This is a genomic window from Streptomyces sp. NPDC032161 (assembly GCF_040636995.1).
GTDB lineage: Bacteria > Actinomycetota > Actinomycetes > Streptomycetales > Streptomycetaceae > Streptomyces.
The window spans coordinates 147,248-172,710 of the sequence record NZ_JBEZVN010000003.1; the positions used below are offsets into that span (position 1 = coordinate 147,248).

General features: G+C 70.9%; 21 protein-coding genes and 1 pseudogene. 9 read left to right on the forward strand and 13 right to left on the reverse strand.

The genetic code is table 11. The annotated features are described in order from the left end of the window. The first annotated feature begins 353 nt into the window (after nucleotides 1-353). A complete protein-coding gene (locus AB0E67_RS11020) occupies nucleotides 354-494 on the forward strand; it encodes a hypothetical protein (protein WP_362023960.1) in 141 nt (46 codons plus the stop codon). 82 nt (nucleotides 495-576) lie between these two features. On the opposite strand, the gene AB0E67_RS11025 is transcribed toward AB0E67_RS11020, so the two are convergent. Together AB0E67_RS11025 and AB0E67_RS11030 are read right to left on the reverse strand one after the other, a co-directional pair. After that, on the reverse strand, nucleotides 577-819 hold the full coding sequence (locus AB0E67_RS11025) for a hypothetical protein (RefSeq protein ID WP_362023962.1): 243 nt from the start codon (nucleotides 817-819) through the stop codon (nucleotides 577-579). A gap of 89 nt (nucleotides 820-908) precedes the next feature. Further along, on the reverse strand, nucleotides 909-2,708 hold the full coding sequence (locus tag AB0E67_RS11030; RefSeq protein WP_362023963.1) for an NAD(P)/FAD-dependent oxidoreductase: 1,800 nt from the start codon (nucleotides 2,706-2,708) through the stop codon (nucleotides 909-911). A gap of 235 nt (nucleotides 2,709-2,943) precedes the next feature. Between AB0E67_RS11030 and AB0E67_RS11035 the strand changes: the two are divergent. Next, nucleotides 2,944-3,411, forward strand: a pseudogene (locus AB0E67_RS11035) (SMP-30/gluconolactonase/LRE family protein); the annotation flags it as partial. 12 nt (nucleotides 3,412-3,423) lie between these two features. On the opposite strand, the gene AB0E67_RS11040 reads toward AB0E67_RS11035, so the two are convergent. The 7 genes from AB0E67_RS11040 to AB0E67_RS11070 form a co-directional block, all read right to left on the reverse strand. Continuing rightward, nucleotides 3,424-4,005, reverse strand: coding sequence for a helix-turn-helix domain-containing protein (locus AB0E67_RS11040; protein WP_362023966.1), 582 nt, complete (start codon nucleotides 4,003-4,005; stop codon nucleotides 3,424-3,426). A 363-nt stretch (nucleotides 4,006-4,368) separates the two neighbouring features. Next, the gene (locus AB0E67_RS11045; RefSeq protein WP_362023969.1) at nucleotides 4,369-4,593 is read right to left on the reverse strand and encodes a hypothetical protein; all 225 of its coding nucleotides are present in this window, start codon (nucleotides 4,591-4,593) and stop codon (nucleotides 4,369-4,371) included. Between the two features lie 110 nt (nucleotides 4,594-4,703). Continuing rightward, complete coding sequence (locus tag AB0E67_RS11050) at nucleotides 4,704-6,065, reverse strand: DUF3100 domain-containing protein (RefSeq protein WP_362023971.1); 1,362 nt, start codon at nucleotides 6,063-6,065, stop codon at nucleotides 4,704-4,706. Next, nucleotides 6,062-7,288 carry an amidohydrolase gene (locus tag AB0E67_RS11055; RefSeq protein ID WP_362023974.1) on the reverse strand — a complete coding sequence of 409 codons (1,227 nt, stop codon included), beginning with the start codon at nucleotides 7,286-7,288 and terminating at the stop codon, nucleotides 6,062-6,064. Before AB0E67_RS11055 ends, AB0E67_RS11050 begins: the two co-directional genes overlap by 4 nt. A gap of 9 nt (nucleotides 7,289-7,297) precedes the next feature. Next, the gene (locus AB0E67_RS11060) at nucleotides 7,298-8,854 is read right to left on the reverse strand and encodes an aldehyde dehydrogenase family protein (RefSeq protein ID WP_362023976.1); all 1,557 of its coding nucleotides are present in this window, start codon (nucleotides 8,852-8,854) and stop codon (nucleotides 7,298-7,300) included. Continuing rightward, complete coding sequence (locus AB0E67_RS11065) at nucleotides 8,851-9,738, reverse strand: NAD(P)-dependent oxidoreductase (RefSeq protein ID WP_362023978.1); 888 nt, start codon at nucleotides 9,736-9,738, stop codon at nucleotides 8,851-8,853. Before AB0E67_RS11065 ends, AB0E67_RS11060 begins: the two co-directional genes overlap by 4 nt. A 348-nt stretch (nucleotides 9,739-10,086) precedes the next feature. Beyond that, on the reverse strand, nucleotides 10,087-10,962 hold the full coding sequence (locus AB0E67_RS11070) for a MurR/RpiR family transcriptional regulator (protein WP_362023981.1): 876 nt from the start codon (nucleotides 10,960-10,962) through the stop codon (nucleotides 10,087-10,089). A 608-nt stretch (nucleotides 10,963-11,570) separates the two neighbouring features. On the opposite strand from AB0E67_RS11070, the gene AB0E67_RS11075 reads away from it, so the two are divergent. Further along, nucleotides 11,571-12,365 (forward strand): alpha/beta hydrolase, encoded by a 795-nt coding sequence (locus AB0E67_RS11075; RefSeq protein ID WP_362023987.1) that lies wholly within the window; start codon nucleotides 11,571-11,573, stop codon nucleotides 12,363-12,365. Nucleotides 12,366-12,642: 277 nt separating this feature from the next. Beyond that, nucleotides 12,643-12,933: a CGNR zinc finger domain-containing protein gene (locus tag AB0E67_RS11080; protein ID WP_362023989.1), complete on the forward strand. Its 291-nt coding sequence runs from the start codon at nucleotides 12,643-12,645 to the stop codon at nucleotides 12,931-12,933. 357 nt (nucleotides 12,934-13,290) lie between these two features. Here the strand turns inward: AB0E67_RS11080 and AB0E67_RS11085 are convergent, their stop codons facing one another. Further along, the gene (locus tag AB0E67_RS11085) at nucleotides 13,291-14,184 is read right to left on the reverse strand and encodes a LysR substrate-binding domain-containing protein (RefSeq protein ID WP_362023992.1); all 894 of its coding nucleotides are present in this window, start codon (nucleotides 14,182-14,184) and stop codon (nucleotides 13,291-13,293) included. A 181-nt stretch (nucleotides 14,185-14,365) separates the two neighbouring features. Between AB0E67_RS11085 and AB0E67_RS11090 the strand changes: the two genes are divergently transcribed. The 5 genes from AB0E67_RS11090 (at nucleotide 14,366) to AB0E67_RS11110 (ending at nucleotide 19,627) form a co-directional block, all read left to right on the forward strand. Beyond that, a complete protein-coding gene (locus AB0E67_RS11090) occupies nucleotides 14,366-15,163 on the forward strand; it encodes an enoyl-CoA hydratase/isomerase family protein (RefSeq protein WP_362023994.1) in 798 nt (265 codons plus the stop codon). 50 nt (nucleotides 15,164-15,213) lie between these two features. Beyond that, nucleotides 15,214-16,851, forward strand: a complete 1,638-nt coding sequence (locus AB0E67_RS11095) for an AMP-binding protein (protein ID WP_362023996.1) — start codon at nucleotides 15,214-15,216, stop codon at nucleotides 16,849-16,851. Continuing rightward, nucleotides 16,848-18,206, forward strand: coding sequence for an MFS transporter (locus tag AB0E67_RS11100; protein WP_362023998.1), 1,359 nt, complete (start codon nucleotides 16,848-16,850; stop codon nucleotides 18,204-18,206). Before AB0E67_RS11095 ends, AB0E67_RS11100 begins: the two co-directional genes overlap by 4 nt. Before the next feature lie 485 nt (nucleotides 18,207-18,691). After that, on the forward strand, nucleotides 18,692-19,081 hold the full coding sequence (locus tag AB0E67_RS11105; protein WP_362024000.1) for a hypothetical protein: 390 nt from the start codon (nucleotides 18,692-18,694) through the stop codon (nucleotides 19,079-19,081). 57 nt (nucleotides 19,082-19,138) lie between these two features. Then, nucleotides 19,139-19,627: a hypothetical protein gene (locus AB0E67_RS11110; protein WP_362024003.1), complete on the forward strand. Its 489-nt coding sequence runs from the start codon at nucleotides 19,139-19,141 to the stop codon at nucleotides 19,625-19,627. 238 nt (nucleotides 19,628-19,865) lie between these two features. Here the strand turns inward: AB0E67_RS11110 and AB0E67_RS11115 are convergent, their stop codons facing one another. The 3 genes from AB0E67_RS11115 to AB0E67_RS11125 all read right to left on the reverse strand — a co-directional run bounded on the left by AB0E67_RS11115 (nucleotide 19,866) and on the right by AB0E67_RS11125 (nucleotide 25,386). Then, nucleotides 19,866-22,199, reverse strand: coding sequence for a family 78 glycoside hydrolase catalytic domain (locus tag AB0E67_RS11115; RefSeq protein WP_362024006.1), 2,334 nt, complete (start codon nucleotides 22,197-22,199; stop codon nucleotides 19,866-19,868). A 58-nt stretch (nucleotides 22,200-22,257) separates the two neighbouring features. Continuing rightward, nucleotides 22,258-23,580, reverse strand: coding sequence for an MFS transporter (locus tag AB0E67_RS11120; RefSeq protein WP_362024009.1), 1,323 nt, complete (start codon nucleotides 23,578-23,580; stop codon nucleotides 22,258-22,260). Between the two features lie 765 nt (nucleotides 23,581-24,345). After that, nucleotides 24,346-25,386 carry a LacI family DNA-binding transcriptional regulator gene (locus AB0E67_RS11125; RefSeq protein WP_362024011.1) on the reverse strand — a complete coding sequence of 347 codons (1,041 nt, stop codon included), beginning with the start codon at nucleotides 25,384-25,386 and terminating at the stop codon, nucleotides 24,346-24,348. Nucleotides 25,387-25,463: the final 77 nt, after the last annotated feature.

The following is a 25,463-nucleotide window of genomic DNA, read 5'->3' on the forward strand; positions in this document are numbered from 1 at the left end:
CTCCGGAACACGGGATCGTCGGCGGTGAATGGGGAGACATATGGGGAGTCGGCGGGTCGTTCGCGCAGGGTGGCCCCGCCGACGGACGGGGCACCGTGACGGACGGGGAACACCTCGGCCTTCGGCCCGAGGAAAAGGTCAGAGCCAGCCCGCACGTGCGGCGTGCCACCCGAACTGCAGGCGCGACTCCACTCCGGCGAGATCCATCAGACGGCGCATCCGTCGCTCCACCGTCTTCCTCGCGCGGCACCGCGATGGGCGCGCCCACCAGGAAGGCGAGCAGTTCCCGCTGGGCGCCGCACCGCAGTTGATGGAATCGGCGGGCGACCTGTTCCACACCGACGACCACTTCCATGACACCACCCGCGGTCTGGGCGTTGGCCGTGCGGTACTGCTCGGTCAGCATCGAGAACGCGGTCTCGTCCTGGTACAGCGCGTTGCGCTGCGCGACAAGGAGCGGGGCCAGGGCCACCGAGGGCGGTGTGAGCCGGTAGCGGGCGGGCTGGAGGTCGACCTCGCAACCGTCGGAGTCGGCCGCTGCGGACTCGGTGGCGACCGCCGCCAGGCCGCGTGCCGTCAGGTCGAGCAGGATGCGTCGGTCTCGGCCTCGTCGAGACCGCTCCGCCGGGCGAGTTCCTGCGCAGAGGCCGCCGGGCAGGCCAGCAGCGTCGTGTAGATGACCTCTTCGGCCGGGCCCAGTCCCAGCGCCTGCAGTATCCGGTCCTCCTCGGGCGGCCATCGTGTCCGGCCCTGGCGCACCTCGCACCTCTCCTGGCCGAAAGGGTACTTCTCGGCCGCATCCCATCCCGCTGTCAGCATGTCGCCGCAGGCTGCCCGCCCGGCCCACCCGGCCCAAGGATGCCCGGCGTTCCAGTCACCGGAACACAGAGGCGAACTCCGCGTCGGTGTCAGGCTTCCCGAGAGGCTCTGGGCCGGAGGACCTCGGCCATGGACTCCTCACGCCATCGCTTCAGCAGCTCGTGGAACGCGAAGGCGCCGTAAGGGTAGGCGCTCGGGCCGTTCGGCCTGCCGCGGCCTTCGCCGTTGTAGTAGCCGGGGGTGCACTCGGCGTGGAACCACTCGTGGTCGGGTGCGTCCTTGGCCAGGGTTGCGCGCCAGGCGTCCTCGGCCTCGTGCGACGGCTCGATGAGGGCGCCCTGGGCTTCGGCAGCCGCGACGAGGGCAGCGGCGTGCACGGCCTGCTCGTCCAGGATGTGCGTGAAGTTGACGCTGCTGGCGTTCTGCAGGGATCCCATCTGGATCAGGTTGGGGAAGCCGTTGCTGGTGAAGCCGTGCAGGGTGCGGGGTCCGTGCTGCGCCCACGCGTCCAGCAGCTGGACACCGTCCCGGCCATAGGCGGGAAGCTTGCCCGAGCGGATGCCCGAGACTCCGACGGAGAAGCCGGTGGCGAAGATCAGGCAGTCGAGTTCGTACGTGGTGTCGCCGACCATCACGCCGTTCTCGGTGACGCGCTCGATGCCGTGTGTGTCTGCGGTGTCGACCAGGGTGACGTTGTCCCGGTTGAACGCGGGGTAGTAGAGGTCGGAGAAGGTGGGGCGCTTGCACGCGTACCGGTACCACGGCTTGAGCTTCTCCGCGGTGTCCTGGTCGGCGACGATCCGCTCGACACGGGCGCGCAGCTCGTTCATCTTCGCGGCGTCGGCGGCCTCGTAGGCGCTCTCGAAGGACTCACGGTCGCCGCAGCGGCGGAAACTCGGCAGAAGCTTCTCCAGAAGACCTGCTGACGAGGTCCAGCCGTCCGCAACGAGATCCCGCTCGGCCTCCTCGCCTGACACGATGCGCAGAAAGTTGTCGCGGCGTTCCCGTGCCCAGCCCTCGTGGTCGGCACTCACGTCCGCAGCAGTGGTGGGGCGGTTGTCCCGCACGTCGACGCTGGAGGGCGTGCGCTGGAAGACGTACACGTGTCCGGCGTCCTCGGCCAGCATCGGTATGACCTGGACACCGGTTGCGCCGGTACCGACAACTCCCACTCGCTTGTCCGAAAGACGGATCAGCCCGCCGTCCGGACCGCCGCCGGTGTAGGCATAGTCCCACCGCGATGTATGGAGCGTACGACCCTTGAAGTCCTCGATGCCGGGAATCCCTGGAAGCTTCGGCTCGGAAAGGGTTCCGGTGGAGGTCACGACATACGTGGCCCGGAAGGCATCGCCCCGATCAGTGGTCACGATCCACTTCTCGGATGCTTCGTCCCACCGCAGCGAGGTGACCGCGGTGGAGAACAGGGCGTCCGGGTAGAGGTCGAAGTGCTGGGCGACACGCACCGCGTGGCGGCGGATCTCCTCGCCAGGGGCGTACTTCCACTCCGGTACGTACCCCGTCTCGTCGAGCAGCGGCAGATATACGTGCGACTCGATGTCACAGTGGATCCCCGGATACCGGTTCCAGTACCAGGTACCCCCGAAGTCGCCGCCCTTCTCGATGATCCGGACGCGTTCCACACCCTGTTGCCGTATGCGCGCCCCGGCGAGAAGGCCACCGAATCCGCCACCGACAACGGCGACATCGACGGTGTCATGCACCGGTTGGCGCTCGACCACCTCTCCCACGTACGGATCGACGCCGCAGTAACCGAACTCGGCGTCGGTGCCGCGGTACTGACGGGCTCCGTCGGGGCGTACGCGCCGTTCACGCTCGATGCGGTAGCGCTGCCTCAGCTCAGTGAGGGTCGGTTCTGGCGGGGGTGCCATGCGGGGGCCTCGATCGTGTCGTTCTGCGGGCTGCGGCCGGGCCGCAGGCACAACCAACTGCCGTGACAGTCATGGTCGTTCGTGCGGCCGTGAGTTACGGTAGCAATAACCGGACAGTGTTGTCCGGTTGGGTTGTGGATGTGCCGCGACCATGCACGGCATGGCCGCGGCCGACTACGCGCCGCCCCGCGCCCGACACCGACCTCCGCACACAACGGACAGAAAGAGTGGCCACATGCGAATCGACCGTGACGGCAGGAAGACCGCCGTCGTGGCCGACGGGCTGGCCTCGCCGAACGGAATCTCGTTCGACGTGGACCATCGTGGGCTGTGGATCAGCGAACTCACGGAGAACCGCATCTCCTACCTGAGCCTTGACGACCACGGATCGGTGGCTTCCCGGCACACCGCTGTCCGCGTCGACGGCGGGATCGCCCAGACGGACTCCATCGCCGTGGATGCTGACGGCAACATCTACCAGGCGCTGCACGGACGGCCTGCGATGGTTGTCTACGACCAGTACGGTGAGCGCTAGGCGACGGTCGAGATCCCAGGCCGCGTCGAAGGCCTCAAGTCGGCGACGAACGTGGCGATCAAGCCCGGCACGACCACGGCGTACATGACCGTCAGCGGACCCGCCGGCGGGTATCCGTACACCTTCGACGCGCTGGCGAAGGGGATCCGGCAGTCCAACGGTGGCTGACGGTCCCGCCCCTCACTCGGCGAACGGCCGCACCGGCCCCACCTCGATGTCGAGCAGCCGCCAGGCAGCGAGCGCCCTGCGCTCCCGCTCTTCACGGGAAGGGCCGGTGGCCGCACCGGAGACCATGGCAACAGCCAGCATGAGGTCGTTCGCGGCACCCAGCCGATGGCCCTTCGGCAGGAGATCCCGCAAGACGCGCTCGACGCGTTCGGACAGCGCGCGAAGGCTGGAGTGGCCAACTTCCGCATCCGGGTGGTGCAGGAGACTGATGAAAGCCGCCGACTCCGTTATGTGCCATGTCAGCACGCCCAGGGCTGCGACGAAAGTAGCGTCCTCGGCGGCGGCTGCTTGCTCGACCTGCCGAACGTTCTCCTCCAGAACTGCGGACGCCACAGCGGCCCGGTCAGGAAAGTGCCGGTACAGGACGCCCTGCCCTACTCCGGCCCGGCGGGCAATCGCGGACAGGGGGGCGTCCAGGCCGAGCTCCGCATAGATCTCTCGGGCAGCGGCGGCCAAGGCGGCCCGGTTGCAGGCGGCAGCCTTCGGCCCCTGATTCGCTCGCCGCCGCTCGTCCGACATGGGTCGCTGCGTCACTCCGAAAGGGTACCGGGCCGGAGAAGCGGGACAGCGGCCTCATGAAGCCCGGGGATGCAGTGCTGTCGCGCAGAGCGTCCGGCATGGCGCCGGCGCATCGTCCGGGCCGGGTCCGGCACAGCCGCCGAAGGACCCACCGCCGCCCGCGCCGCAGGTGCGCTCCGCGCCCGTAGAGGTTGCGCAGGGGGATCGGGTCGCCGCCGCCACCGGCGTGCCGGTCGGCCCACGCGGTGGGACCGGTCCGGAGCACATGGTCCCGGTCGGCGTCGGAGTGCTCGGCGGCCGGGGCGCGGCGGATCGTACCGGCGTGGTTGATCAGGATGTCGGCGGGGCGTGCCCGCCCCGCCGGGGTCCCGCGCCGGTTCACGTACCGCCGCCGGACCGGCGAAGTCCGTACGGATCGCCTCGAACGACCTGTCCGGCGGCGAGCGTGTCCCGATCGACATCGCCGCTCCCCTTCTCCGGGTCGGCGCCGACACCGATCGCGTCGGCACCGGCCCGGACCGACACACGCGCCCTCGCCCGCCCGATGCCGCACCGGGCCCCGGTCACCACGGCGAGCGGCTCCGCCAGGTCGAACGCGCTCATGCTTCCTCCATCCGCGCCGCACCGTGTTCGTGCGGACGGTCTCGGCCGGGAAGCCGGCGGCGCTGGTGGCGGAGCCGTCGCGCGGTCATGCCTGCGGCGTGGAGGGGGAATCAGCCCCACGCGCCGAGGGTGAACTCGGCGATCACTGCCGAGAGCAGGAACGAAGCGGTGATCGCGACGAGCCCGACCGGGATGATCTTCCAGCCGATGCGGCGCAGCAACGGCAGATCCTTGCCCAGCGACAGTCCCGCGAGGGTCAGCATGATCGTGGCGATGGACAGGAAGTCCACCGAGCCGACCAGAGTGTTGAGGCTGCCGGAGGCGAAGAACCACGGGCTGGACACGTACGCGCCCACCGTGGTGATCCACACGATCGCGGAGATCTTCCGGCTGACCTTGGCGAGGAACAGACCGAGCAGCACCAGGCCCAGCAGCACGGCGTAGCCACCGACGATCTTCCAGCCGATCGCGCCGGCCGCGACCGAGGCGGTGCCGAGGCCGAGCACCGTCAGGACACCGAGCGACAGCCAGAGCGGGATCCTGATCTCGCCCGAGGCGGCGACGACTTCCTCCCGGAAGGCGCGGTTCGCGGCGGCTTCGTCCGTCGGGCCGTCCGGGGCGGAGGGGGCGTCGGGCGTCGTCGTCTCCGGCGTGCGGGCGCGCTGACGGCGGGTGAGGAAGCGGTAGAACCGGTCCGCCAACGGCAGTGCCACGTAGATGCCCACGTAGACCCCGAGGATGGTGGTGATGAGGTTCGACACCGCCGCCATGCCGAGGATGGCCTCCTCGTGCCCCGGGTACGCGGCCACGATGCTGGCCGAGGACGCGGCCATCATCGAGCCCGAGCCGACGCCGGCGCCCATGGCGAGGGCCAGGGGGTCGAAGATGTTCCAGTTCGCCACCAGCGAGGTCAGGAGCGTGATGAACACCGCTCCGAACATCGTGCCGAACACGTACATGGCCAGGACCCCGCGGTACTGGTCGGAGTCCGGCCCGTACTTCTCCGAGACCATCGCGAAAGACGGCTCGCGGTCCAGCGAGAAGGTGGCTCCGACCGTGGCCTTGCCCAGGCGCAGTGCGACGGCGAGCGGCAGGGCGACGGCCACCGTGCCCAGCAGATGGCCGATCTCCTGGAGCAGCAGCGCGGGCCCGGCCTTGACGAGCGTCGGCAGGCTGGGGCCGATGTTGAAGGCGAGCCGGGCGACCAGGAGCATCACGGCCACGCCGACGAGCGCGGACGCCACCTTCTGGAGACGGATGCCGAGGGGGCGGACCTTCTGGACCGACACCAGCAGGCCCAGGATCAGGCCCCACACCATGGGGAAGACGATGACGGAGCCGACGCCCAGGTCGATGTCGAGCTGCCCGAGGGCCTGCACGACCAGGGCGATGACCAGGGCGAGGGCGGCGATCGGCAGGGTCTGACGCGACCCGGCGACGCGGTCCTCGGCCGCGGCGGTGAGGTTGCTCATCTCGCCACCGCCTCCTCACGGACGTCACGGCGGTAGGCCGCGGCGATGAAACGGGGCCGGTGCTCGGCATGGCCCGCCGCGTCGACGACGGTCCAGGCGAGCGCACGGGCCGCCTCGAACATCATGTCGTACGCCAGGGGTGTGTCGGCGACGGCCGCGAAGGCGTGGGAGTGGATGGGCGCGTCGGCTCCCGGAATGCTCAGCCACGGATGCAGGCTGGGGATGACCTGGCTGATGTTGCCCATGTCGGTCGAACCGCCGGCGAGCCGGTCGCCGGAGGTGACGTCCCGCCCGAAGGCGGCCATGGCCGACGTCCAGAAGCCCGCCAGCGCGTCGTCCTGCACGAGGGGTTCGTAGAGCGGCTCGGTGGCCTCGACGGTCAGCTCGGCGCCGGTCGCCAGTGCCGCGCCCTCGAAACACCGCCGGACACGCTCCAGCAGCGCCTCGTACTCGGGCAGGGTGAACGCCCGGCACTCGAAGTCGACGACGGCCCGCTCGGGGATGATGTTGGTGGCGACGCCGCCTTCGGAGACGAACAGCGCCACCCGCTGGTCGCCCGGCAGCTGCTGGCGCAGCAGACCGACGGCCACCTGGGAGAGCGTGGCGGCGTCGGCGGCGTTCACGCCCTGGTGGGGTGCGGCCGCGGCGTGCGCCGCACGTCCCCGGAACACGGCCCGGTACCGGCCGACCGCCTGCGCGGTGCTCCCTGCGGGGTTGTAGCCGACCCCGTCCTGCACCGGGTGGACCATCAGGGCCAGGCCCACCCCGTCGAACGCGCCGGCCTCCAGCAGCAGCGCCTTGCCGCCGCCGTGCTCCTCGGCCGGGGTGCCTATCGCCTTCAGCGTGATGCCGAGTTCGTCGGCGTACGGGGCCAGGGCCAGTGCGGCGGCCACCGAGGCGCCGGCGATGAGGTTGTGGCCGCAGGCATGACCGACCTCGGGCAGTGCGTCGTACTCGACGCAGAGCGCGACCGTCAGCTCGCCGCTGCCCGCGGTGGCGGTGAACGCGGTCGGCAGACCGCCCGTGCCGCGCTCGACCGTGAACCCGCCCTCGGTGAGCAGCTCGGTGATCGCCGCGGCGGACTCGGTTTCCTGGAAGGCGGTTTCGGGACGTGCGTGCAGGGCGCGTGCCAGCTCGAGCACGCGGTCCTGCCAGTCCGACACTCCCGTGGAGGTGTCGGACTTGAGCCGGCTGCCGGAGTCGGCGGGATTCTTCGTGGCCACGGGTGCCTCCTAGTAGCTCAGTGAGGGGAACGGGGCGCCGGCCGCCCGGGTGGGCGTCCAGACGGCCTTGGTCTGCGTGTACTCGTCCAGCACTCCGGGGCCGGAGGAGCGGCCGTGTCCGGAGTCCCCGAAGCCGCCGAAGGGCACCGCGACGTGGATGGTCTTGTAGGCGTTGATCCAGAAGGTGCCGGATTTCACGGCGCGCGCCACGTGGTGGGCGCGGGCGACGTCCTGGGTCCAGACCGCCCCGGCCAGGCCGAAGTTCGTGGCGTTGGCGCGGGCGATGGCCTCCGCCTCGCTGTCGAAGGCGTCGGCGCCGACCACCGGTCCGAAGACCTCGGTGGTCTCCAGCGGGTTGGCGGGCGTGACCCCGTCCAACAGGGTGGGCAGTACCCAGTGTCCGCTCGCCAGCGCCGAGTCGGTGAGCCGGTCGGGCAGCCGTGTGCCGGTCACCCGGCGGGCGCCGCCCGCGAGCCCGGCCTCGATCAGCGAGGTGACCGTGCCGAACTGGGGCCGGGTGATGATGGGGCCGACCTCGGTGGTGGGGTCGAGGGGGTCGCCCAGCCGCAGCCGGGACGCCCGCTCGGCCACGCGTGCGATGAACTCCTCGTGCACGGAACGCTCCACCAGCAGCCTGGATCCGGCCACGCACGACTGGCCCGCACCGGAGAAGACGGCCGACACGGCGCCGTCGGCCGCCCGGTCCAGGTCGGCGTCGGCGAAGACGATGTTGGCGCTCTTGCCGCCGAGTTCGAGGACGGTCGGGATACCGGCGCCCGCGGCGGCGACCGCCACCCGGCGGCCGGTGGCGACCGAGCCGATGAAGGACACCTTGCCGACCCGGGAGTCGGAGGTGAGGGCGGCGCCGACGGTGGCACCGAGGCCGGTGGCGACGTTGAACACGCCGTCCGGCAGCCCCGCCCGGTGGGCCAGCTGGGCCAGCCGCAGGGTGGAGGCCGGGGTGAACTCGCTGGGCTTGACGACGACGGCGTTGCCGGCCGCGAGCGGTGCGGCCGAGTTCCAGCCGCCCGTGAACAGCGGCGCGTTCCACGGGGTGACGGCCACCACGACGCCCCAGGGGACCCGCTCGGTGTAGGTGTGCCAGTTGCCCGGGACGGGGATCGTGTGGCCCAGCAGCTTGTCCGCCCAGCCCGCGTAGTAGCCGAACATCTCGGCGACCTTGGCGGCCTCGGCGCGGGTGTCGCGGACGGGCTTGCCCGTGGTGGCGGATTCGAGGAGGGCGAGTTCCTCGGTGTGCTCGCCGATGGTCCGGGAGACCTCACGCAGGATCGCGGCCCGTTCGAACGGGTCGGTCGCGGCCCAGACCTCGGCCCCGCGGACGGCGGAGGCCAGCACGGAGTCGGCGCCTTCGGCGCCGGCGTCGGCGTAGTCGGCGAAGCCCTCGCCGGTCGCGGCGGCGGTGAGGTGCACGGTCTCGCCGCGGCCGGTGACGACCCGGCCGTCGACGAACGAGCCCAGGCCCTGCGGGAAAGCGGCGTCGAGGGCGGCGCGGGCGGTGACGGCGCCGGACGTGCTCAGGTCCGTCGGGAAGGTGGTGGTGCTCATGCTGCGGTGGCTCCTTCGGAGGTGAGGGAGGGGGCTACGGTGCGGGCGATCTCGGTGAAGTCGGCGCCGGGGCCGAGCGCGGCCAGGGCCTCCTGCCAGACCCGGCTGGCGGCGGCCAGCAGCTGCGGGGTCTCACCGCGCTGCCCGGCGGTCTCCACGGCGAGTGCGGCGTCCCGGGCCATGAGTCCCAGGGCGAAACCGGAGTCGTAGGTGCCGGTGAGCACCCAGTCCGGGTACATGGCCGCGGACGCCTTGCTGGCGCCGGACGCGCCGCTGATGCCCGCCGCGGCGGAGGAGGGATCGACGCCGTACGCCTTCGCCACGGCGAGGGCCTCGCCGACCGCGACCAGGTTGACCGCCGCAAGGGCGTTGTTGAGGAGCTTGACCACGTTTCCGGAGCCGGGGGCGCCGAGGTGGCGGTACTGGCCGCCGGTGAGTGCGTCCAGGACGGGCCGGGCCGCGTCGAGCGCGTCGGGGTCGGCACCGACGAACGCGGAGAGCCGGCCATCGGCCGCGCCGTCGCGGCCGCCCGAGACGGGTGCGTCCACGAAGGCCGCGCCCTGGTCCGCCGCGAGGGCCGCGCACTCGGCGGACGTGCCCGGCTCCGAGGTCGTGGTGTCGACGATGGCGAGCGTGCCCGGCCGCGCCAGCAGAGCGGGCACGGTCGCCTCGACCACGCGTGCCGAGGGCAGCGACAGGACCGCATAGGGCGTGCCGGCCAACTGGTCGAGGTCCTCGACGGTCTCCACACCCACCTGCGCGGCGGCGGACCGGGCGGCGGGCGACGGGTCGAATCCGCGCACCCGCCACCCCGCCCGCAGCAGGGTGGTGGCCATGGCACCGCCCATCGAGCCGAGGCCGACGACGGCGATGTGCTTGCTCATCAGTGCTCCTGTCATGAGGGGACGTGCGTACGGACACGAGCGAGGCCGGGGGGGGACGGGCCTCGCCGGCCCGGGGGAAAGACGGTGTTCAGGTGGGGGCCCCGGCGGGCCTTGGGAAGGGGCGGCCGGGGCGGCCGGCGCTCACTCGCGGGCGGTGGAAGAGGTGTGGTGACAAGCGCGCAGGCCACCGGCGCTCCGAAGGCGGCACCGTCGGGCGGCGAGGGAGCGTGTGCGGTCCGGCGGCGCGGTCCGGTGGGGCGCGCCGCCCGATACGGGCCGTGCTTCGGGACTTCGCCGACCGCGCGGACCGGATCGGACGTCCACGCGATGCGACGGAGGGCGAGCGGTTCAGTCGAGGTAGACGTCCAGGTCCTTCCAGAGTTGCTGGGTGCGGCGGATGGCGGCGCGGGTGCGCTCGGGGTGAGCCGTCTGCATGCCGGCGAGGAGTCCGTAGACCACCGAGGTGGCGGCCGTGACGGACTGGAAGAAGGAGATGCCCTCCGACGGCACGATCAGCAGATGGTGGGCGATGGAGGTGGCGAGCCGGCCGCGCCGCATGTCGGTGATCGCCACCACCGTGGCGCCCGCCGCACGGGCCGCGTCGGCTGCGACGATGATCTGTTTCGTGGACCGCCACATGTTGACGACCACGAGCACGTCACCCGGACCGAGGCAGTTGACGGCGGTCGCCAGATGGACGCCGGCCCGGTGCTCCAGCGTGATGGGGTAGCCCATGGTGGAGCCGAGGTGCGCCATGACACTGGCCGGACCGGCGAAGGAGCCGACCCCGACCACCAGGATCGACCGGGCCGAGGCCAGCGTGGCGATGGCCGCCTCCGCGTCGGCGGCGGAGTTGCTCTCCAGGGTCTGGCGCAGATTCTCGATGTCGTGCGTGAGCGCGTCGTGCAGCGGGCTGCGGTGCTCGCCGTGTTCGGTCAGGGTCTCCTCGGTGGAGATGTGCACCAAGTAGCGGGCCCGCAACTCGCGTTGCAGATCCGGCCAGCCCCGGTAGCCCAGCGTCTGGGCTGCCCGCACCACCGTCGAACTGTTCACGTCCGCCCGCTCGGCGATCTCCGCGATCTCCGCGTACGAGGCCAGCTGCGGATTGCGGACGATGACGTCGACGACCCGGGCCTGGGCCTTGGACAGCGGCACATCGGGCAGGGCGTCGCCCAGCCACTGGCCGTCGCCGTCGGCGGGGTGGTGGTTCTGCAATGCGGACACAGTTCGTGCTCCTGGTACGAGACGCAGCGCGCTGCAAGCGTGGTTGCAGAACCGTACATCGCAATTTCATTTGCAGGAAGCCCCCTGTGCTCCGACCAGCCAGAACCGCGCATCGAGGTGCGGTGCGGGAGGCCCGGCGGTGATCGCGAGGGCACCGGCGGATCCGACGGCCCCGCGAGGTCGCGCTTCACGGAGGCGTCGAGCGCCGACATCTGCGTGGGCGAGGACTGGCCGGAGCGTCGATCAGGGCGGACGAGGCCTGTTCGTCATCGCCGGCCTCGCCGACGGCTGGGGCACCCGCCGGGCCGTGTGTTCAAAGTGCCGTCGCACGGCAGGCGGCACGCTGAAGACGCGGCCTGGGGCAGGCGGGGAAAGACGATGCGGGCCCGGCAGCCCACAGGCGCGGCAACCTGGGACCGGCCGGGCGACCACGGCTGACGCGGGATGCCACTCCGGTGCCACGCCGAAGTCACCCGCCCGGACGCCGTTGCCGGGCCCGTTCGGTCCACCGCGTGGACGCTGAGGTGCCGTAGGCCCCCATCGAGAGCGAGGTCGACATGACAGCACCCGCGATACACGGCTCACTGCTCCGAAGCAGAACGCTGCGCGTGGCGACGGCAGGGTGCGCGGTCACCGCCCTGTGCGCGCTGAGCACGGCGCCGGTAGCAGCGAACGGTGATACGAACGCCGCCAAGCCGACCGTCGTCCTGGTCCACGGCGCCTTCGCGGACAGCTCCAGCTGGAACGGGGTGATCGAGCGGCTGCAGCGCCGCGGCTACACCGTGATGGCCCCGGCCAATCCGCTGCGCGGCCTGTACGGCGATTCCGCGTACATCGCCTCCGTCCTCAAGACGATCAAAGGCCCGATCGTACTGGCCGGTCACTCCTACGGCGGTGCCGTCATCAGTACTGCCGCGGCGGGAAACCCCCAGGTCAAATCCCTGATCTACATCAACGCGCTGATGCCCGACGTCGGTGAGAGCGGTATGTCGCTGTCCGCCCGCTTCCCCAGTGCCCTGGGCACCGCCACACACTCCGTGCCGTATCGGACGGCCGACGCCGACGGCACCGACCTGTACCTCAAGCCGGACAAGGTCCACCCCGTCTTCGCCAACTGCCTGCCGGAGAACCAGGCGAACCTGTTGGGCGTCACCCAGCGCCCGGCGTCCACGACCGCGTTCTCCGAGAGGGCCAGGGTCGCGGCCTGGAAGGAGATTCCGTCCTGGGCCCTGGTGGGACGGCAGGACATGACCATCAACCCGCGGCAGGAGCGCTTCGAGGCCGAACGGGCCCACTCCCACACGCAGGAGATCGACTCCTGCCACGTGTCCCTCATCGCCCGCCCCGACGCCGTGGCCGGCCTGATCCTCCAGGGTGCCACCGCGGCCGCGGGCGGCTCCTGACATCGATGCAGCGGTCAAGCGGTTGGCCGCCGACGGACGCCCCGCCACCGACGAGCCGCTCGCCCGTCTCTCCCCTGCTCCAGCACGACCACATCAACTTCGTCCCCGGCCACTCCGCCTTCGCCCGGCCCGTGACAAGCCGGGCACGGTGCACCAGACGCTGGGCAGGGCGCCTACGCGAGGCGATCCAGCGCACGGGCCGGGCCCTGGCGGACGAAGCCCCACCCGTCCACGAGGACATCGCGCTGGCAACGGAGCGGCCGCCGAGCCCACTTCGGTGCCCGAACTCTCGGCCGACGCGGCTTCCGTGCGTCGGCACGGGGACGGGATCGCGGCGGTGCTCTCCATGGTCGCGCGGGATCTGATCGAGCTCTGCCACTCGGAACACCGCACACGCGTCCGCATCTGCGGAAACCCCGCGTGCGGCACACCGTTCGTCGACACCTCCCGCGCGGGCGCCCGCCGCTGGTGCTCGATGAAGACCTGCGGCGCCCTCGTCAAGAAGCGCGCCTACCGGGCCAGGGCGCAAACACCCGCCGACGGCGAGCAGGCCCGCCCCAGGGGTTGATCACCAAGGTGGAAGCCGCACCGGCCCACCATCGATCGTGACGGCGGCCGGACGGAAGTGACGGCGGCCCCGCCGGGCCGGCGGGCCGCCTCCGGGCACGGCGCCCGGGGACACTGAGCCGGATGCGTCCGTCGTGCAGGCACAGCCCGGCGTGAACCTCTTCCACACGGACCGGGGCGCGTGAAGGATCTCGTCTCTGCACCATGTGCGCGCCCGGGGCTCCGCTCTCCCGTCGGGCGGTCCGCCAGAACCAGCTGCGTGGAACGGCCGAATGCGAGCCGTCGTCGATGCACTCGCGCTGGGTGCAGTCGGACGCCTTCCCCTGTGGCCGGCCGTGCTCGCCGCGCGACGGGCCGCTCAGGCGTCGGCTCCGGAAAGGCTTTCCGAGACCGCTTCGGCGAACGACGCGATCACTTCGTTGTCCCGGCTCGGCACCCATACCACCGAGGTCAGCCACGCAAGCGGCGCCCCCTCCAGCGGACGCCACACCAGACCGTCGATGAGCGGGGTGACCGGGGCCTCGTTGAGGTGGACGCCGCGACCCGCGAGTACCAGCCCGTGCACGAAGTGGGGGTTGCGCGCGTGTCTGATCGATCCGGGCAGGAATCCCTCGTCCCGGCAGATGGTGAGCATGTGGTCGTAGAGGCGCGGCGCCATCGCACGCGGGAAGATCACCAGTGGCGTCCCGTCGAGGTCCCTCAGCCGGACCGCACCGCCACCCGTTGCCGCGGCATGGTCCGACCGCAGCACGACGCCCAGTTCGCGCCGCACCACGGGACCCGATTCCAGGCCCACCGTGTCCGACGGGTGCCGGACCACCCCCGCGTCCAGTTCGCCCTCGCGCAGCCGGGCCAACTGCTCGTCCGTGGTGAGCTCATGGAGGTCGAGCAGCACATCGGGCACCCGGTCGGCGAAGCCGACGGTGAGATTCCGCAGCACCGTCGGGCCGGTGTCCGGCGGTACGCCGACCCGCAGCACGCCTGCCTCGCCGGGCCGGATCCTGCGCATCGCCTCGCGCGCGGTGTCCACCCCGGCGAGTACCGGCCGCACATGCTCGAGGAGCAGTGCCCCGGCCTCGGTCAGCTGGACGCGGTGCCGCGTCCGGTCGAAGAGCCGTACCCCGAGTTCGCGCTCCAGGTCGCGGATGCGCTGCGACAGAGGCGGCTGGGCCATGTGCAGGCGTTCCGCCGCACGGCCGAAATGCAGTTCCTCGGCAAGGACGGCGAAGTAGCGCAGGTGGCGGAGCTCCATGAGCGGACCATATCGCTCCGATATCACCGCCAGTCCCGATTGGTGTTGGCCAGCTCACATCCCCGCCTGTTTGCATGACTGCTCACGGGACGCCCGCTCACGGACATCCGCCCGTAACCCCGCTTCCCTTCGGCTCCATCACCTCCTTCCCCCCTGCCCATCCCGAGAAAGGCATGCCCTCATGACCGAGAAGAGCACCGTCGTCGTCACCCGGCACCCGGTGACGGCCACGACCGCCGATGTCTACGTCGCCGAGGTCACCCTCAACCGCCCCGACAAGCTCAACGCCTGGACCGGCGGGATGCGGAGCCGACTGGTCGCGGCACTCGACGCGCTGCGGGCGGACGAGCAGTGCCGCGCGGTCGTTCTCACCGGCGCCGGCCGCGCGTTCTGCGCCGGTCAGGACCTCGCCGAGACCGCGGCGATCGACCCCGACGACCACGCGGCCGCCGAGGCATGGATCGACGACTTCGGCCGGCTTTTCCGCGTCGTACGCAGCCTGGACAAGCCGGTCGTCGCCGCCGTCAACGGCGTCGCGGCGGGCTCGGGCTTCCAGTTCGCACTGCTCGCCGACTTCCGCATCGGCCACGCCGCGGTCCGGATGGGGCAGCCGGAAGTGCTGTCCGGCATCCCCAGCATCACCGGCATCTGGGCGATGCGGGGCATCCTCGGCCGGGCGAAGACCGCCGAGTTCGCGCTCGGTGGCCGCCTCGTCGACGGCACCGAGGCCGAGCGGCTCGGTCTCCTCACACGTCTCGTCGCACAGGACGAGGTCAAGTCGGAAGCACTGGCCGAGGCAGCCCGCCTGGCCGAACTCCCGCCCGGCGCGGTCGCGCTCACGAAGGGGCGGCTGCGCGAACTGGACGACGCGGACCTCGACGACGCGATCGAGACAGCCAAGAAGGTGCACACCGCCGCGTATGCCACGGGCGAGCCCCAGCGCGAGATGGCCCGCTTCCTGGCCGGCCGCCGCCGCTGAGTCCGCCGCATCCGCGCCCCGCCCCCTCGTCCTCAGGAGAGAAACCCTCAATGACCACCAGCGTCACGCCGCACACCGGCGCGGCCTCCGACGGCGAAGGTGCCTACCGCCGTCTCGTCGAAGAGCACCGGTGGACCGTCCCCGAGCGCTACAACATGGCCGCCGACGTCGCCGACCGCCATCCCGGCGACCGGCTCGCGCTCGTCTTCGAGGACCACACCGGTCACCGCGAAGAGGTCGTCTGGCAGCAGATCCAGGACCGCTCCCGGCAGATCGCCGCCCATCTGCACGCGCTCGGGGTACGCAAGGGCGACCGGGTGGCAGTGCTGCTCCCCCAGCGCCCCGACACCCCGGCGACGTACCTCGGTGTGCTGCGCACCGGCGCCGTCCTGGTGACGATGTCGCTGCTGTGGGCCGACGACCCCATTCGCTACCGGCTGGCCGATTCCGGCGCCACCGTTCTGATCACCGAGACCTCCGCCGTCGACCGCGCCGCCGGTTTCGGTGGCACAGTCGTGAACGTCGACGACCCGGCCATCAGCGCGCTGCCCCCGGTGTACACCACGGCCGACACCGCCCCGGACGACCCGGCGCTGATCTTCTACACCTCGGGCACCACAGGTGCCGCCAAGGGCATTGTGCATGCCCACCGCACCCTGCTCGGGCACAACGAATTCCGTTACTGCCACGATCTGCGACCGGGCGACGTGTTCTACGGAGCCGGTGACTGGGCCTGGTCCATGGCCAAACTGATGGGCCCGCTCCGTGCGGGCGCCGTGCACCTCGTGTACCGGCCGGCCGGCGGCTTCGACCCCGCCGGGCTGCTGGCGGCCATGTCCCGTAACAAGGTGACAACGGCCCTGGTCAACCCAACATTCCTCCGTAAAATGATGCAGGACGTCCCGGATGCGGGCAGTCGTCGTCCCCAGTCGCTGCGGGTGGTGTGCTCTTCGAACGAGCCGCTCACCCCAGACCTCATCGAGTGGTTCCGTGCTCAGTTCGGCGTCACCCTGCTGGACTACTACGGGTCCACGGAGTCGTATCCGCTGCTCGGCAATTTCCCCGGTGTGCCGGTCAAGCCCGGTTCGATGGGCCGCCCTCTTCCCGGCTGGGACGTGGCGCTGCTGGACTCCGACGACCACGAGGTGCCGGTCGGACAGCCCGGCGAGATCTGTTTGCGCGCCGGATCCAACCCGCAGTTCCCGCTGGGCTACTGGAATCGCCCCGAGGCATCGGCCGAGGCGTTCGGGGGCACGTGGTACCGCACGAAGGACCAGGCCGTCATGGACGAGGACGGGTACTTCTGGTTCCTCGGCCGGACCGACGACGTCATCAAGACGTCCGGCTACCGTGTGGGGCCGTACGAAGTGGAGGCCGTGCTGCGCGGTCACCCCGCGGTCGCCGACGCCGGAGTGGTCGGCGTCCCCGACCCGGTTCGTGGGCAGGCCGTCAAGGCCTGGATCGAGCTCAACCCCGGCTACGAACCGGACGAGGCCCTGGCACAGGCCATCACCCGCTTCGCCCGCGCCGCCCACTCCCGTTTCGCCTATCCGCGCCTGATCGAGTTCGTCGAAGAACTGCCTCGATCAGCCACCGGAAAGATCCAGCGAGCTGCTCTTCGCGCCCGAGACCTGAGCCCTGCCGGGCCCGACGTCGCGGCACCATCCCGGAAGGACGGACGGACATGACGACCGACACCAGTGCTGCGGTGTCCGCACCCCGGTCGGCGAGACCCGTGGAGCCCGAAACCGCCGTCACCCCGGGCGTGCGCCGCAAGGTGGCCACGGCGACGGCCATCGGCAACTTCGTGGAGTGGTTCGACTCGGGGGCGTACGCCATCATGTCCGCGACCATCGCCGGGCTCTTCTTCCCCCAGTACGACAAGACCGCGGCGCTCCTCGCCACCTGGGCCGTCTTCGCCGGCGGCTTCATCGCCCGCCCTCTCGGCGCCGCGTTCTTCGGCCGCTACGGCGACCGCATCGGGCGCAACCGCATGCTCGCGCTGAGCGTGCTGTGCATGAGCGGTTCGACCCTGCTCATCGGTCTGCTGCCCAGCTACGCGACGCTCGGCATCGCAGCCCCGGTCCTGCTCTTCCTGCTGAGGGCCATGCAGGGCTTCTCCACGGGTGGCGAGTACACCGGGGCCTCGGCGTTCATCATGGAGTACGCCCCCGAGGGGCGCAGGGCCCGCTATGCCAGCGTGGTGCCGCTCACCGTCGGACTGGCCTCCGTCGCCGGTGCGTCGACCGGCCTGCTGATCACCTCCTTGCTCGACGAAGCGGCGCTGAACAGCTGGGGCTGGCGCGTTCCGTTCCTGCTCGCCGGGCCGCTCGGCCTCATCGGCCTGTATCTGCGCAGCCGTATCCAGGACACTCCGGTCTTCCGGGCGCTGGAGAAGGACGACGTGGTGCAGAAGGCGCCGCTGCGCGAGGCATGGCGGGTCTGCCGACGGCAGGTGATGACGCTCTTCGGCTACAGCATCACCAACGCCGTCGGGTATTACCTGATGAGCAGCTACATGATCGCCTACATGTCCGAAGAGGTCGGGTACACCAAGTCGCAGGCCATGCTGACCAGCATGGTGGCGATGCTCGTGTACAGCCTGGCATGCCCGCTGATGGCCGCTGCCAGCGACCGGTTCGGCCGCAAGCCGATGCTGCTCATCGCGTGCGGCGGCTTCACCGTGGCCACCTTGCCCGCATTCTGGCTGATCGGTGAGGGGCTGACGGGCGCGATCGTCGGCACGGCGCTGCTGGCCGCGCTGGTCGCGGTGATCGGTACCTCCAATGTGCCCGCGATGGTCGAGATGTTCCCCGGCCAGCTCCGGGCGAGCGGTTCGGCCATCGGCTACACCGCCGCGTACGTCCTCTTCGGCGGCACCGCACCCTTCGTCGCAACCGGTCTGGTGTCCCTCGGCGGCACTCCTCTGGCGCCCGGCTTCTACCTGATGGGGCTGGGGCTGGTGTCCGCGCTGGTGGTGCTCTTCTCCTTCCGGGAGACGCGGCACCTTCCGCTGACACGCACCACCGTGCTCGAAAAGTAGTGCCCGTACCGACGAACGGTGGCGGTCGTCCCGGGAGCTCCGGGACGACCGCCACTGGTCCCCCATCGCCGCTTCGTGGCCCTGTTGTGGACGGCCTCCGGACTTCGGGGCCGCACGTCTCCCCCTCCTGCTGCCGGCGATCCGGGGGCGTCACCGGGTCCGAGGCATCGACGGGCCGTTGACGACGGGACTTGAGCACCGGCTTCGCCGGGCTGGAAGAACTCTCCGTCCTGTGGACCGCGTGGAGGGGCCCGCACGTGGTCGACACCGGCGGGATCGGCTTCTCCTCGGGCTGGGCGTCGGCAAGGGATCGCAGAACTCCAGGCCGAGCGAGGAATCGTCCCGGCGGTCGTCGGCCGGCCGGCCCGGGTCGAGGCACTGCCGCGGGCGCAAGGAACACGGGCCGCCCGGCCGCCCATCCGGGGCGTCGATACGCCCGGGGGTACCTGGGCTATGGTGTCGAGACCGAGGGACGGGGAGCGGCGATGCATCGCAAGCGGCACGGTGCCATGGGAGCCGCCCTCGCGCTGCTGACGCTGCTGGCCGCGCTGTTCTGCGCCACGACCGCCTCCCCGCCCGCGTTCCGGGCGACGCTTTCCTCGACGGCTGCCGACCTGCACATGGCGCCACGTCACGAGACGCTGGACGACGCCGGTCACGACGCACCTGTCTCCGAAGGAAAGGCGTCGTGCCTGAAGAAGGTTCAGCCGAAGCAGGAGCACCTGCGGTTCGGTGCGCTGTTCGAGCGTGCTCTGCCGGCGCAGACCGATGACATGACACCTCCGGTGCGGGGCCCCGGGCACGCGGGGGTCCGGTACCTCGGGCCGAGACCGTCTCCTCCCGACCTCACCGAACTCTCCGTACGGCGGGTGTAGACCCGCGCGTTGTTTCCGCGCGTCCCTGTCACCCCGTTCAACCGGAAGAGTCGTTCGTTGTCCGTCTCCCGCTCCCCCCGTGCGGCGTGGGCCGCCCTGCGCTGCTGGCCCCGTCGCCGATATGCCGTTCTGGCGGCGGCCACGCCAGTGGCCGTCCTGGTCCTGGGTGTGCCCACCGCCCTCATCCCGACCCCGCTGTTCTCCCGCTCGGTGCCACCGGTGTGGTGGAACTACCCGGTGCTCGTCCTCGCCGGCGTGCTGTCGGCCGTGGTGTTCGCCACCTATGTACGAACCCGGCCCGTCTCGCGCCGTGACGACGCAACCGGGCGTTCGCTCGGGTCGGTCGGCGCGGTGCTGTCCTTCCTCGCCGTCGGCTGCCCCGTCTGCAACAAGGTGGTCCTGCTCCTGTTGGGGGCCTCGGGCGCGCTGAGTTACTGGGCGCCCCTGCAGCCCGCGATCGCGGTGCTCTCCCTCGTCCTGCTGGCCGAAGCCGCCCTGCGACGCCTGGCCGCCGAGACGGCCTGTCCCGTGCGGCCCGCTGTCTGACCACCGCTTTCCCTCCTTCGCGCATCCCGCTTCGAAGGTACTGGGCGGACACTGGGCGGCGGCCTTCCCGGGCCGCCCGCGCACCGCGCCCGCCGCCCCACCACGCGTGGCCGACACCAGCCGGACGCGGAGGAGAAGGCCGGGCGGGCACAGTGCCACAAGCCCGGCGTGACCAGCAGGGCCACGGGGCGGCAGTCGCCTTCACCGGCGAAGTGGAGCGAGGTCCGCGCGTGCCTGGTCAAGACGAACGTACCGTCCGGACCGGCGACATCGGCGAGCCCGCCCGTGCCTGCCCCGAGCGGAAGGAGTGCTGCCCGCCGACGACGGTCGTCCTGGAACCGTCCGGGAGGATCACCTCGGCCTCGACACCCTCCGGAACCACGACACGGATCTCGACCTCGTCCCGCACTCGGCGCCAGTGGGACTCGACCCGGCCGTGCGGCGTCTCCAGGCTGCCGCCCGCCCAGTCGAGTCCGGCTCCGGGCGTCGGGGCGAGTCGGACACGCGCGTATCCCGGCGCGGCGGGCTGGATCCCGGCGACGACCTTGTAGAGCCAGTCGGCGACGGCACCGAGGGCGTAGTGGTTGAAGCTCGTCATCTCCCCCGGGTTGATCGAGCCGTCGGCGAGCATCGAATCCCACCGCTCCCAGATCGTTGTCGCGCCCATCGTCACGGGATACAGCCAGGACGGACATCCCGTCTCCAGCAGGAGCCGGTAGGCGTCGTCGACGTGGCCCGTCCCGGACAGGGCCCAGGTGACGAAGGGTGTACCGGCGAACCCCGTGGTGACGAGGTAGTCCCGCTCGCGGACGACCTCGGCGAGCCGGTCACCGGCGGCCGCTCGGGCCCCGCCGTCGAGCAGGCCGAAGCAGATCGCCAGGGCGTAGACCGTCGCGCAGTCGGAGCGGATGCGGCCGGTCTCCTCGACGTAGTGCCGCCGGAACGCCTCCTTGGTGCGGCGGGCCAGCTCCTCCCAGCGGGCGGCGTCGGCCTCCTCGCCGATGACGCGCGCGGTCTCGGCGGCGAAGGACGCCGAGCGGTAGAGACACGCGGTGGCGACGACGCCGGCGTCGGCCTTGGCGGCCCACGGCTCGTGCGGCGAGGCGTCCGGGTCGAGCCAGTCGCCGAACTGGAATCCCTCGTCCCACAGGCCGTTCTCCGAGATGCGCGGAAGAACCGACTCCAGGTGGAGCACCATGCCCGGATAGTGCGCCGCGAGCCGCTCGCGGTCTCCGTAGGCTTCCCAGAGCGCCTGGGGGACCCAGACCGCAGCGTCGCCCCAGACGGCGGTGGGCCCGTTCCAGCGGTCGAACATCTCCGCCCGAGGGAAGTGCGCGTGTTTGAGTGCGTCGGGAACGACGTGCGGGACGCCGTCGGCTCCGGAGTGACGGGTCTCCTCGGCGAGGTCGAGCAGCCATCGGTGGAGGAAGCCGGACGTGTCGAACTGGAAGGACGCCGTGGCGGCATAGGCGGCGATGTCGCCGGTCCAGCCGAGCCGCTCGTCCCGTTGCGGACAGTCGGTCGGGACATGGAGGAAGTTGCCCCTCTGGCCCCACACCGAGTTCTCGACGAGCCGGTTGACGAGGTCGTGCGAGCACGCGAAGGTGCCGATGCGTGCCATGTCCGAGTGGACGACGACCGCCTCGATGGCGTCCGGTGCGAGCTCCCCCGGATGTCCGGTGACCTCGGCGTAGCGGAACCCGTGGAACGTGAGGGACGGTTCGAACTCGTCGGCGCCGCCGGAGAGCACGAAGGTGTCGGTGGCTCTGGCGGCACGAAGCGGCCGGGTGCCGAGTTCGTCGTTCTCGAGGACCTCGGCGTGCCGGACCACGATTTCCGTGCCGGCCGGTCCCTCGGCGCGCAGTCGGATCCAGCCGACGAGGTTCTGGCCGAAGTCGACGAGGGTCCTGCCCTGCGGTGAGGTCCACACCCGCTGTGGCCGCAGCACCTCGTGCCGTGTCGCGAGCGGGCCGACCTGAGGGACGAGGGACGAGCGGTCGAAGCCGATCTCACGGACCCGGAGCGGTTCACCGGTGCCGCGGAGCCGCGCATCGATCCGCTCGCCGTTGTAGAGGCTGTTCTCGACGATCTCGCTCGTGCGCGCCGACCATGAGGAATTCGTCGGAACCGACTGCACGTGCCCGTCGGCGAAGGTGATCCTGAGCTCGCCGACGAAGCCGATGTCCTCGCCGTAGTTGGCGTTCGCGCCCTCGAAGCAGAGATCGCCGCGCCACCAGCCATTGCCGAGAAGCACCGAGAGGTCGACCCGGTCGTCTTCGGCCGCCGGGGGCCGCTCCCCCTTCTGCGCGGCGCCGTCCGTACCGCGCAGAAGGGGGGTCACGTCGAACTCCTGAACCTGCAACCGCCATTCGTAGGCCGTCCAGCCCGGGTTGAGAACGGAGTCGGAGACCGGACGTCCGTCGACGCGCGCCTCGTAGACACCGTGGGCGGTCGCCCACAGCCGGGCCTCGGCCACCTGCGCACGGGGACCGTCGAGAGTGACGGTCCGGTGGAGGACGACTGCGGCGACGCGGTCGCTGCCGGCGGTGATCATCATGGCGGTGTCGAGCACGGTGGTGACTCCGGTTCGGGGTGCTGGCGTGGTCGCGGGGCGGAGCGGACTGGTCCGGTCAGACGTACGGCGGGCTGACCGGCCGGTCGGCGCGGTCGGGGTCTGCGGCACGGTCCGCGTCGGTCTCGCCCTCGGTGTCGAACTCGTTGCGCGCCTGGTTCCGGAAGGTGAGCCAGGCGACCCCGAGGCCGACGGCGACGGTGAGGAACAGACCGGTGTAGGTCAGGCGCGGGTTGTACTCGACGAGCGCCGGCGTGAAGATCGCCAGGGTGGCGGCGAAGACCCGGGAGGCCGCGATGATGGTGCCCTGGGCGGTGGACCGCAGCATCGTCGGGAACGACTCCTGCGTCCAGACCTTCATGATCCCTTCGAAGGCGAGCGAGCCGCCGGCGATGCTGAGCGTCATCGTCAGAACGAGGGTGGTCAGGCTGAACCCGAAGACGGCGGGGATGGCGTAGGCGGAGACGAACAGGACCGCGCCGATCCCGAAGAGGGTCATCCGGTGGCGGGTCCCGACCAGCTTCATGAACAGCGCGCCGCCGATGAGGCCGAGCGGGAAGGTCAGCAGCCCGAGCCGCGAGTTGAGTTCGACGCTGATCCCGACGACGTTGACCGCTATGTACGTGCCGAACATCCCGCCCGTGCTGGCCGCGAGGTTGGTCAGACAGTAGAAGACGAGCAGCGCGATGAACGGCTTGGCATAGGGGGTCTTGAAGAGTTCGGCGAAGTGCACACGCTCGGCGCGGTTCGTCGCGATCCCGCGGCGGCGCTCGTCACGGGCCTTGAGCCAGTACGGCGACTCGGGAATCCCGAGCCTGAGCAGCAGGAGGAGCAGGGCGACGACGACGATGTGGCCGTACATGATCTGCCCGCCGAGCCGACCGAGGTGGCTGGCGAAGGACGCGATGAGGGTCGTCGCGAGGATGCCGATGCCCCAGAGCAGATTGGACAGGCCCAGCAGGGCGCCCCGGTTCTTGTCGGTCGCCGCCTCGGAGATCGTGGCGAGCGAGACCGGCAGGTCGGCACCCGTGCCGAGCCCCACGAGCACGACACCCGTCAGCAGGATCGGGAAGGCCGTTCCGAAGACCATCATTCCGGAGCCGACGGCGATCATCGCCATCGTCGCGGTGAAGACGGTCCGGCGGCCGATGGCGTCACCCAGCCTGCCACCGACGAGGGCACCGATCGCGATGCAGAAGGTGAGGACTCCCGAGAGCCAGCCGAACTCGCTGCCGCTCAGGCCGATCGAGTCCTGGTAGATGACGAGCGCGATGCCGTTCGACACGATTGCTGCGGCGTCGATGTACGAGGCCATCCCCGAGACGATGCCCACCCACCACGGGTTGGGCATCTTTGCGGTACCGGCGACTGGCAGGGCCATAACGGTTCCCCTTCGAACTGTTGATGGTCGAATCCGCAGATTGAATCGACTCAATCGAAAGGTAAACGGCTTATGAATCGATCCACAAGAGGTTTCGGCCACATTTCTCAGGGCCTGCGAACCTCGGGGCTGTCGTGATTCGATCGGCTCTCCGGCCATCTGCGACGCCTGGCGCCGCTGCGCACCCCTGGGCCGCACGACGACGGGCTCGCCGCTGAAGGAGCTCGCGATCGACCGCCCCGCACCGCTCTCACCTGCGGCTTTGAGTTGATCGACACCGCTCGCCACCGAGTGAGGTGCGGCGCGCCCGGTGGAGAGGGTGGGCGGGGGAACGTACCGGAGACACCGTCAGCACCGTTGAGCGTGCGGGCACACAGCGGAACCACCGGGCGATGACGAGGGTACGGCCACACCCGGGCGCGCCCTGCGGTGCCCCGCCCGGCTCGTCCGGCCCCACTCCGGTGGCCAGAAGCAGCCACCGCCTTCGATCCGCGAGCCGCGGCCATGGCATTGTGAGCGGAGCCGTGGTATATGGGCGTCAGCCCGGGACGGGACCCGGGCCGCGCCCTGCTGCCCCCCGCCCGGCTCGTGACGCCCGGCCTGCCCGCGCACCGCCCCGCCGGAGCCGTCCGCGTACACCGGGAACCCGCAGCCGCCCACGTACACCGCGCGTGGACGAGCCCCCTCCGCGCACCGACACACCGACACAGGCTGGACGTCGTCGGCCATACCTTCAGGTCGTACGGAGGACGTCGTGGAGACCGGCTACCTGGACTCCGTGTCCGCGCTCGGCCCGCGGTCCGGGGAAACCGCGGCCGTGGACTCGCGCACGACCAGTTCGGGCGAGAAGACCACCTGCCTGGGCTCGCCCGACCCGAGCAGGAGACCGGCCGCCTCCCAGCCCATCCGGTACATCGGCTGTCGGACCGATGTGAGCGGTACGGCGAGCTCACCGGCGAAGGACACGTCGTCGTAGCCGACGACGGACAGCCGTCCCGGAACGGCGATGCCGGATTCGCGGGCCCGGCGCAGCGCGCCGAGCGCGACGAGGTCGTTGACGCAGAAGACGGCCGTCACATCCGTCGCGAGAAGTTCACGCATGGCCTCGTAGCCGCGGGACGAGTCGAGCGACTCGATCCGCACCTCGACGAGGTCCGATTCCGGGTCGCCGCCCGCGGCCTCGACCGCCGCTCGGGCGCCGGCGCGCCGGTCGCGGCACTGCTGGATGTCGTGCGACCCGTTGATGAAGCCGATCCGCGTGTGCCCGAGGCCGAGCAGATGCTCCACCGCGGCGCGCGCCCCCTCCACGTCGTCCCCCGCCACGGCGTCGAGGTCCCTGCCCTTGGGCTGGTGGTCGAGGAGCACGACACGCGTGCCGTGGTCGACGAGGATGCCGATGTTGTCGCGGGTGCCTCGTGACGGGGTGAGCATCACACCCTGGAGGCGCTGCTGCGCGAACTGTTCGAGGATCCTGCGCTCACGTGCCGGGTCGGCGTCCGAACTGCTGAGGACCATGGTGAGCCCGGCCTCGACGAGCCGGTCCTCGGCGCCGCGCGCCATCTCGGTGAAGAAGGGGTTCGCGATGTCGAGGACGAGGACACCCGCCGTCCGGGAGGCGCCCTCGCGCAGCTGGCGGGCGGATGCGTTGGGGACGAAGCCGAGCCGACGGATGGCGTCCTCCACACGGGACCGCGTCCGTTCGGCGACGATGTGCGGCCGGTTGAGGACGTTCGACACCGTCCCGACGGACACGCCCGCATGGCGCGCGACATCGCCGATGCGCACCGATTCGGCAGAAACCGTCACGACCCCCTCCTGACCAAACGCTTGCGATCAGTATAGGGGGCGTGTTTGAATCGATTCATAACCTCTCGCAAGGAAGA

Excerpts from the sequence above, each read along its gene's own strand:
- AB0E67_RS11120 (WP_362024009.1), bottom strand. The coding sequence starts at position 23,580 with ATGGCCCTGCCAGTCGCCGGTACCGCAAAGATGCCCAACCCGTGGTGG.
- AB0E67_RS11020 (WP_362023960.1), top strand. The coding sequence starts at position 354 with ATGACACCACCCGCGGTCTGGGCGTTGGCCGTGCGGTACTGCTCGGTC.
- AB0E67_RS11065 (WP_362023978.1), bottom strand. The coding sequence starts at position 9,738 with ATGAGCAAGCACATCGCCGTCGTCGGCCTCGGCTCGATGGGCGGTGCC.
- AB0E67_RS11050 (WP_362023971.1), bottom strand. The coding sequence starts at position 6,065 with ATGAGCAACCTCACCGCCGCGGCCGAGGACCGCGTCGCCGGGTCGCGT.
- AB0E67_RS11095 (WP_362023996.1), top strand. The coding sequence starts at position 15,214 with ATGACCACCAGCGTCACGCCGCACACCGGCGCGGCCTCCGACGGCGAA.
- AB0E67_RS11030 (WP_362023963.1), bottom strand. The coding sequence starts at position 2,708 with ATGGCACCCCCGCCAGAACCGACCCTCACTGAGCTGAGGCAGCGCTAC.
- AB0E67_RS11060 (WP_362023976.1), bottom strand. The coding sequence starts at position 8,854 with ATGAGCACCACCACCTTCCCGACGGACCTGAGCACGTCCGGCGCCGTC.
- AB0E67_RS11100 (WP_362023998.1), top strand. The coding sequence starts at position 16,848 with ATGACGACCGACACCAGTGCTGCGGTGTCCGCACCCCGGTCGGCGAGA.
- AB0E67_RS11025 (WP_362023962.1), bottom strand. The coding sequence starts at position 819 with ATGCTGACAGCGGGATGGGATGCGGCCGAGAAGTACCCTTTCGGCCAG.
- AB0E67_RS11090 (WP_362023994.1), top strand. The coding sequence starts at position 14,366 with ATGACCGAGAAGAGCACCGTCGTCGTCACCCGGCACCCGGTGACGGCC.
- AB0E67_RS11085 (WP_362023992.1), bottom strand. The coding sequence starts at position 14,184 with ATGGAGCTCCGCCACCTGCGCTACTTCGCCGTCCTTGCCGAGGAACTG.
- AB0E67_RS11105 (WP_362024000.1), top strand. The coding sequence starts at position 18,692 with ATGCATCGCAAGCGGCACGGTGCCATGGGAGCCGCCCTCGCGCTGCTG.
- AB0E67_RS11045 (WP_362023969.1), bottom strand. The coding sequence starts at position 4,593 with ATGAGCGCGTTCGACCTGGCGGAGCCGCTCGCCGTGGTGACCGGGGCC.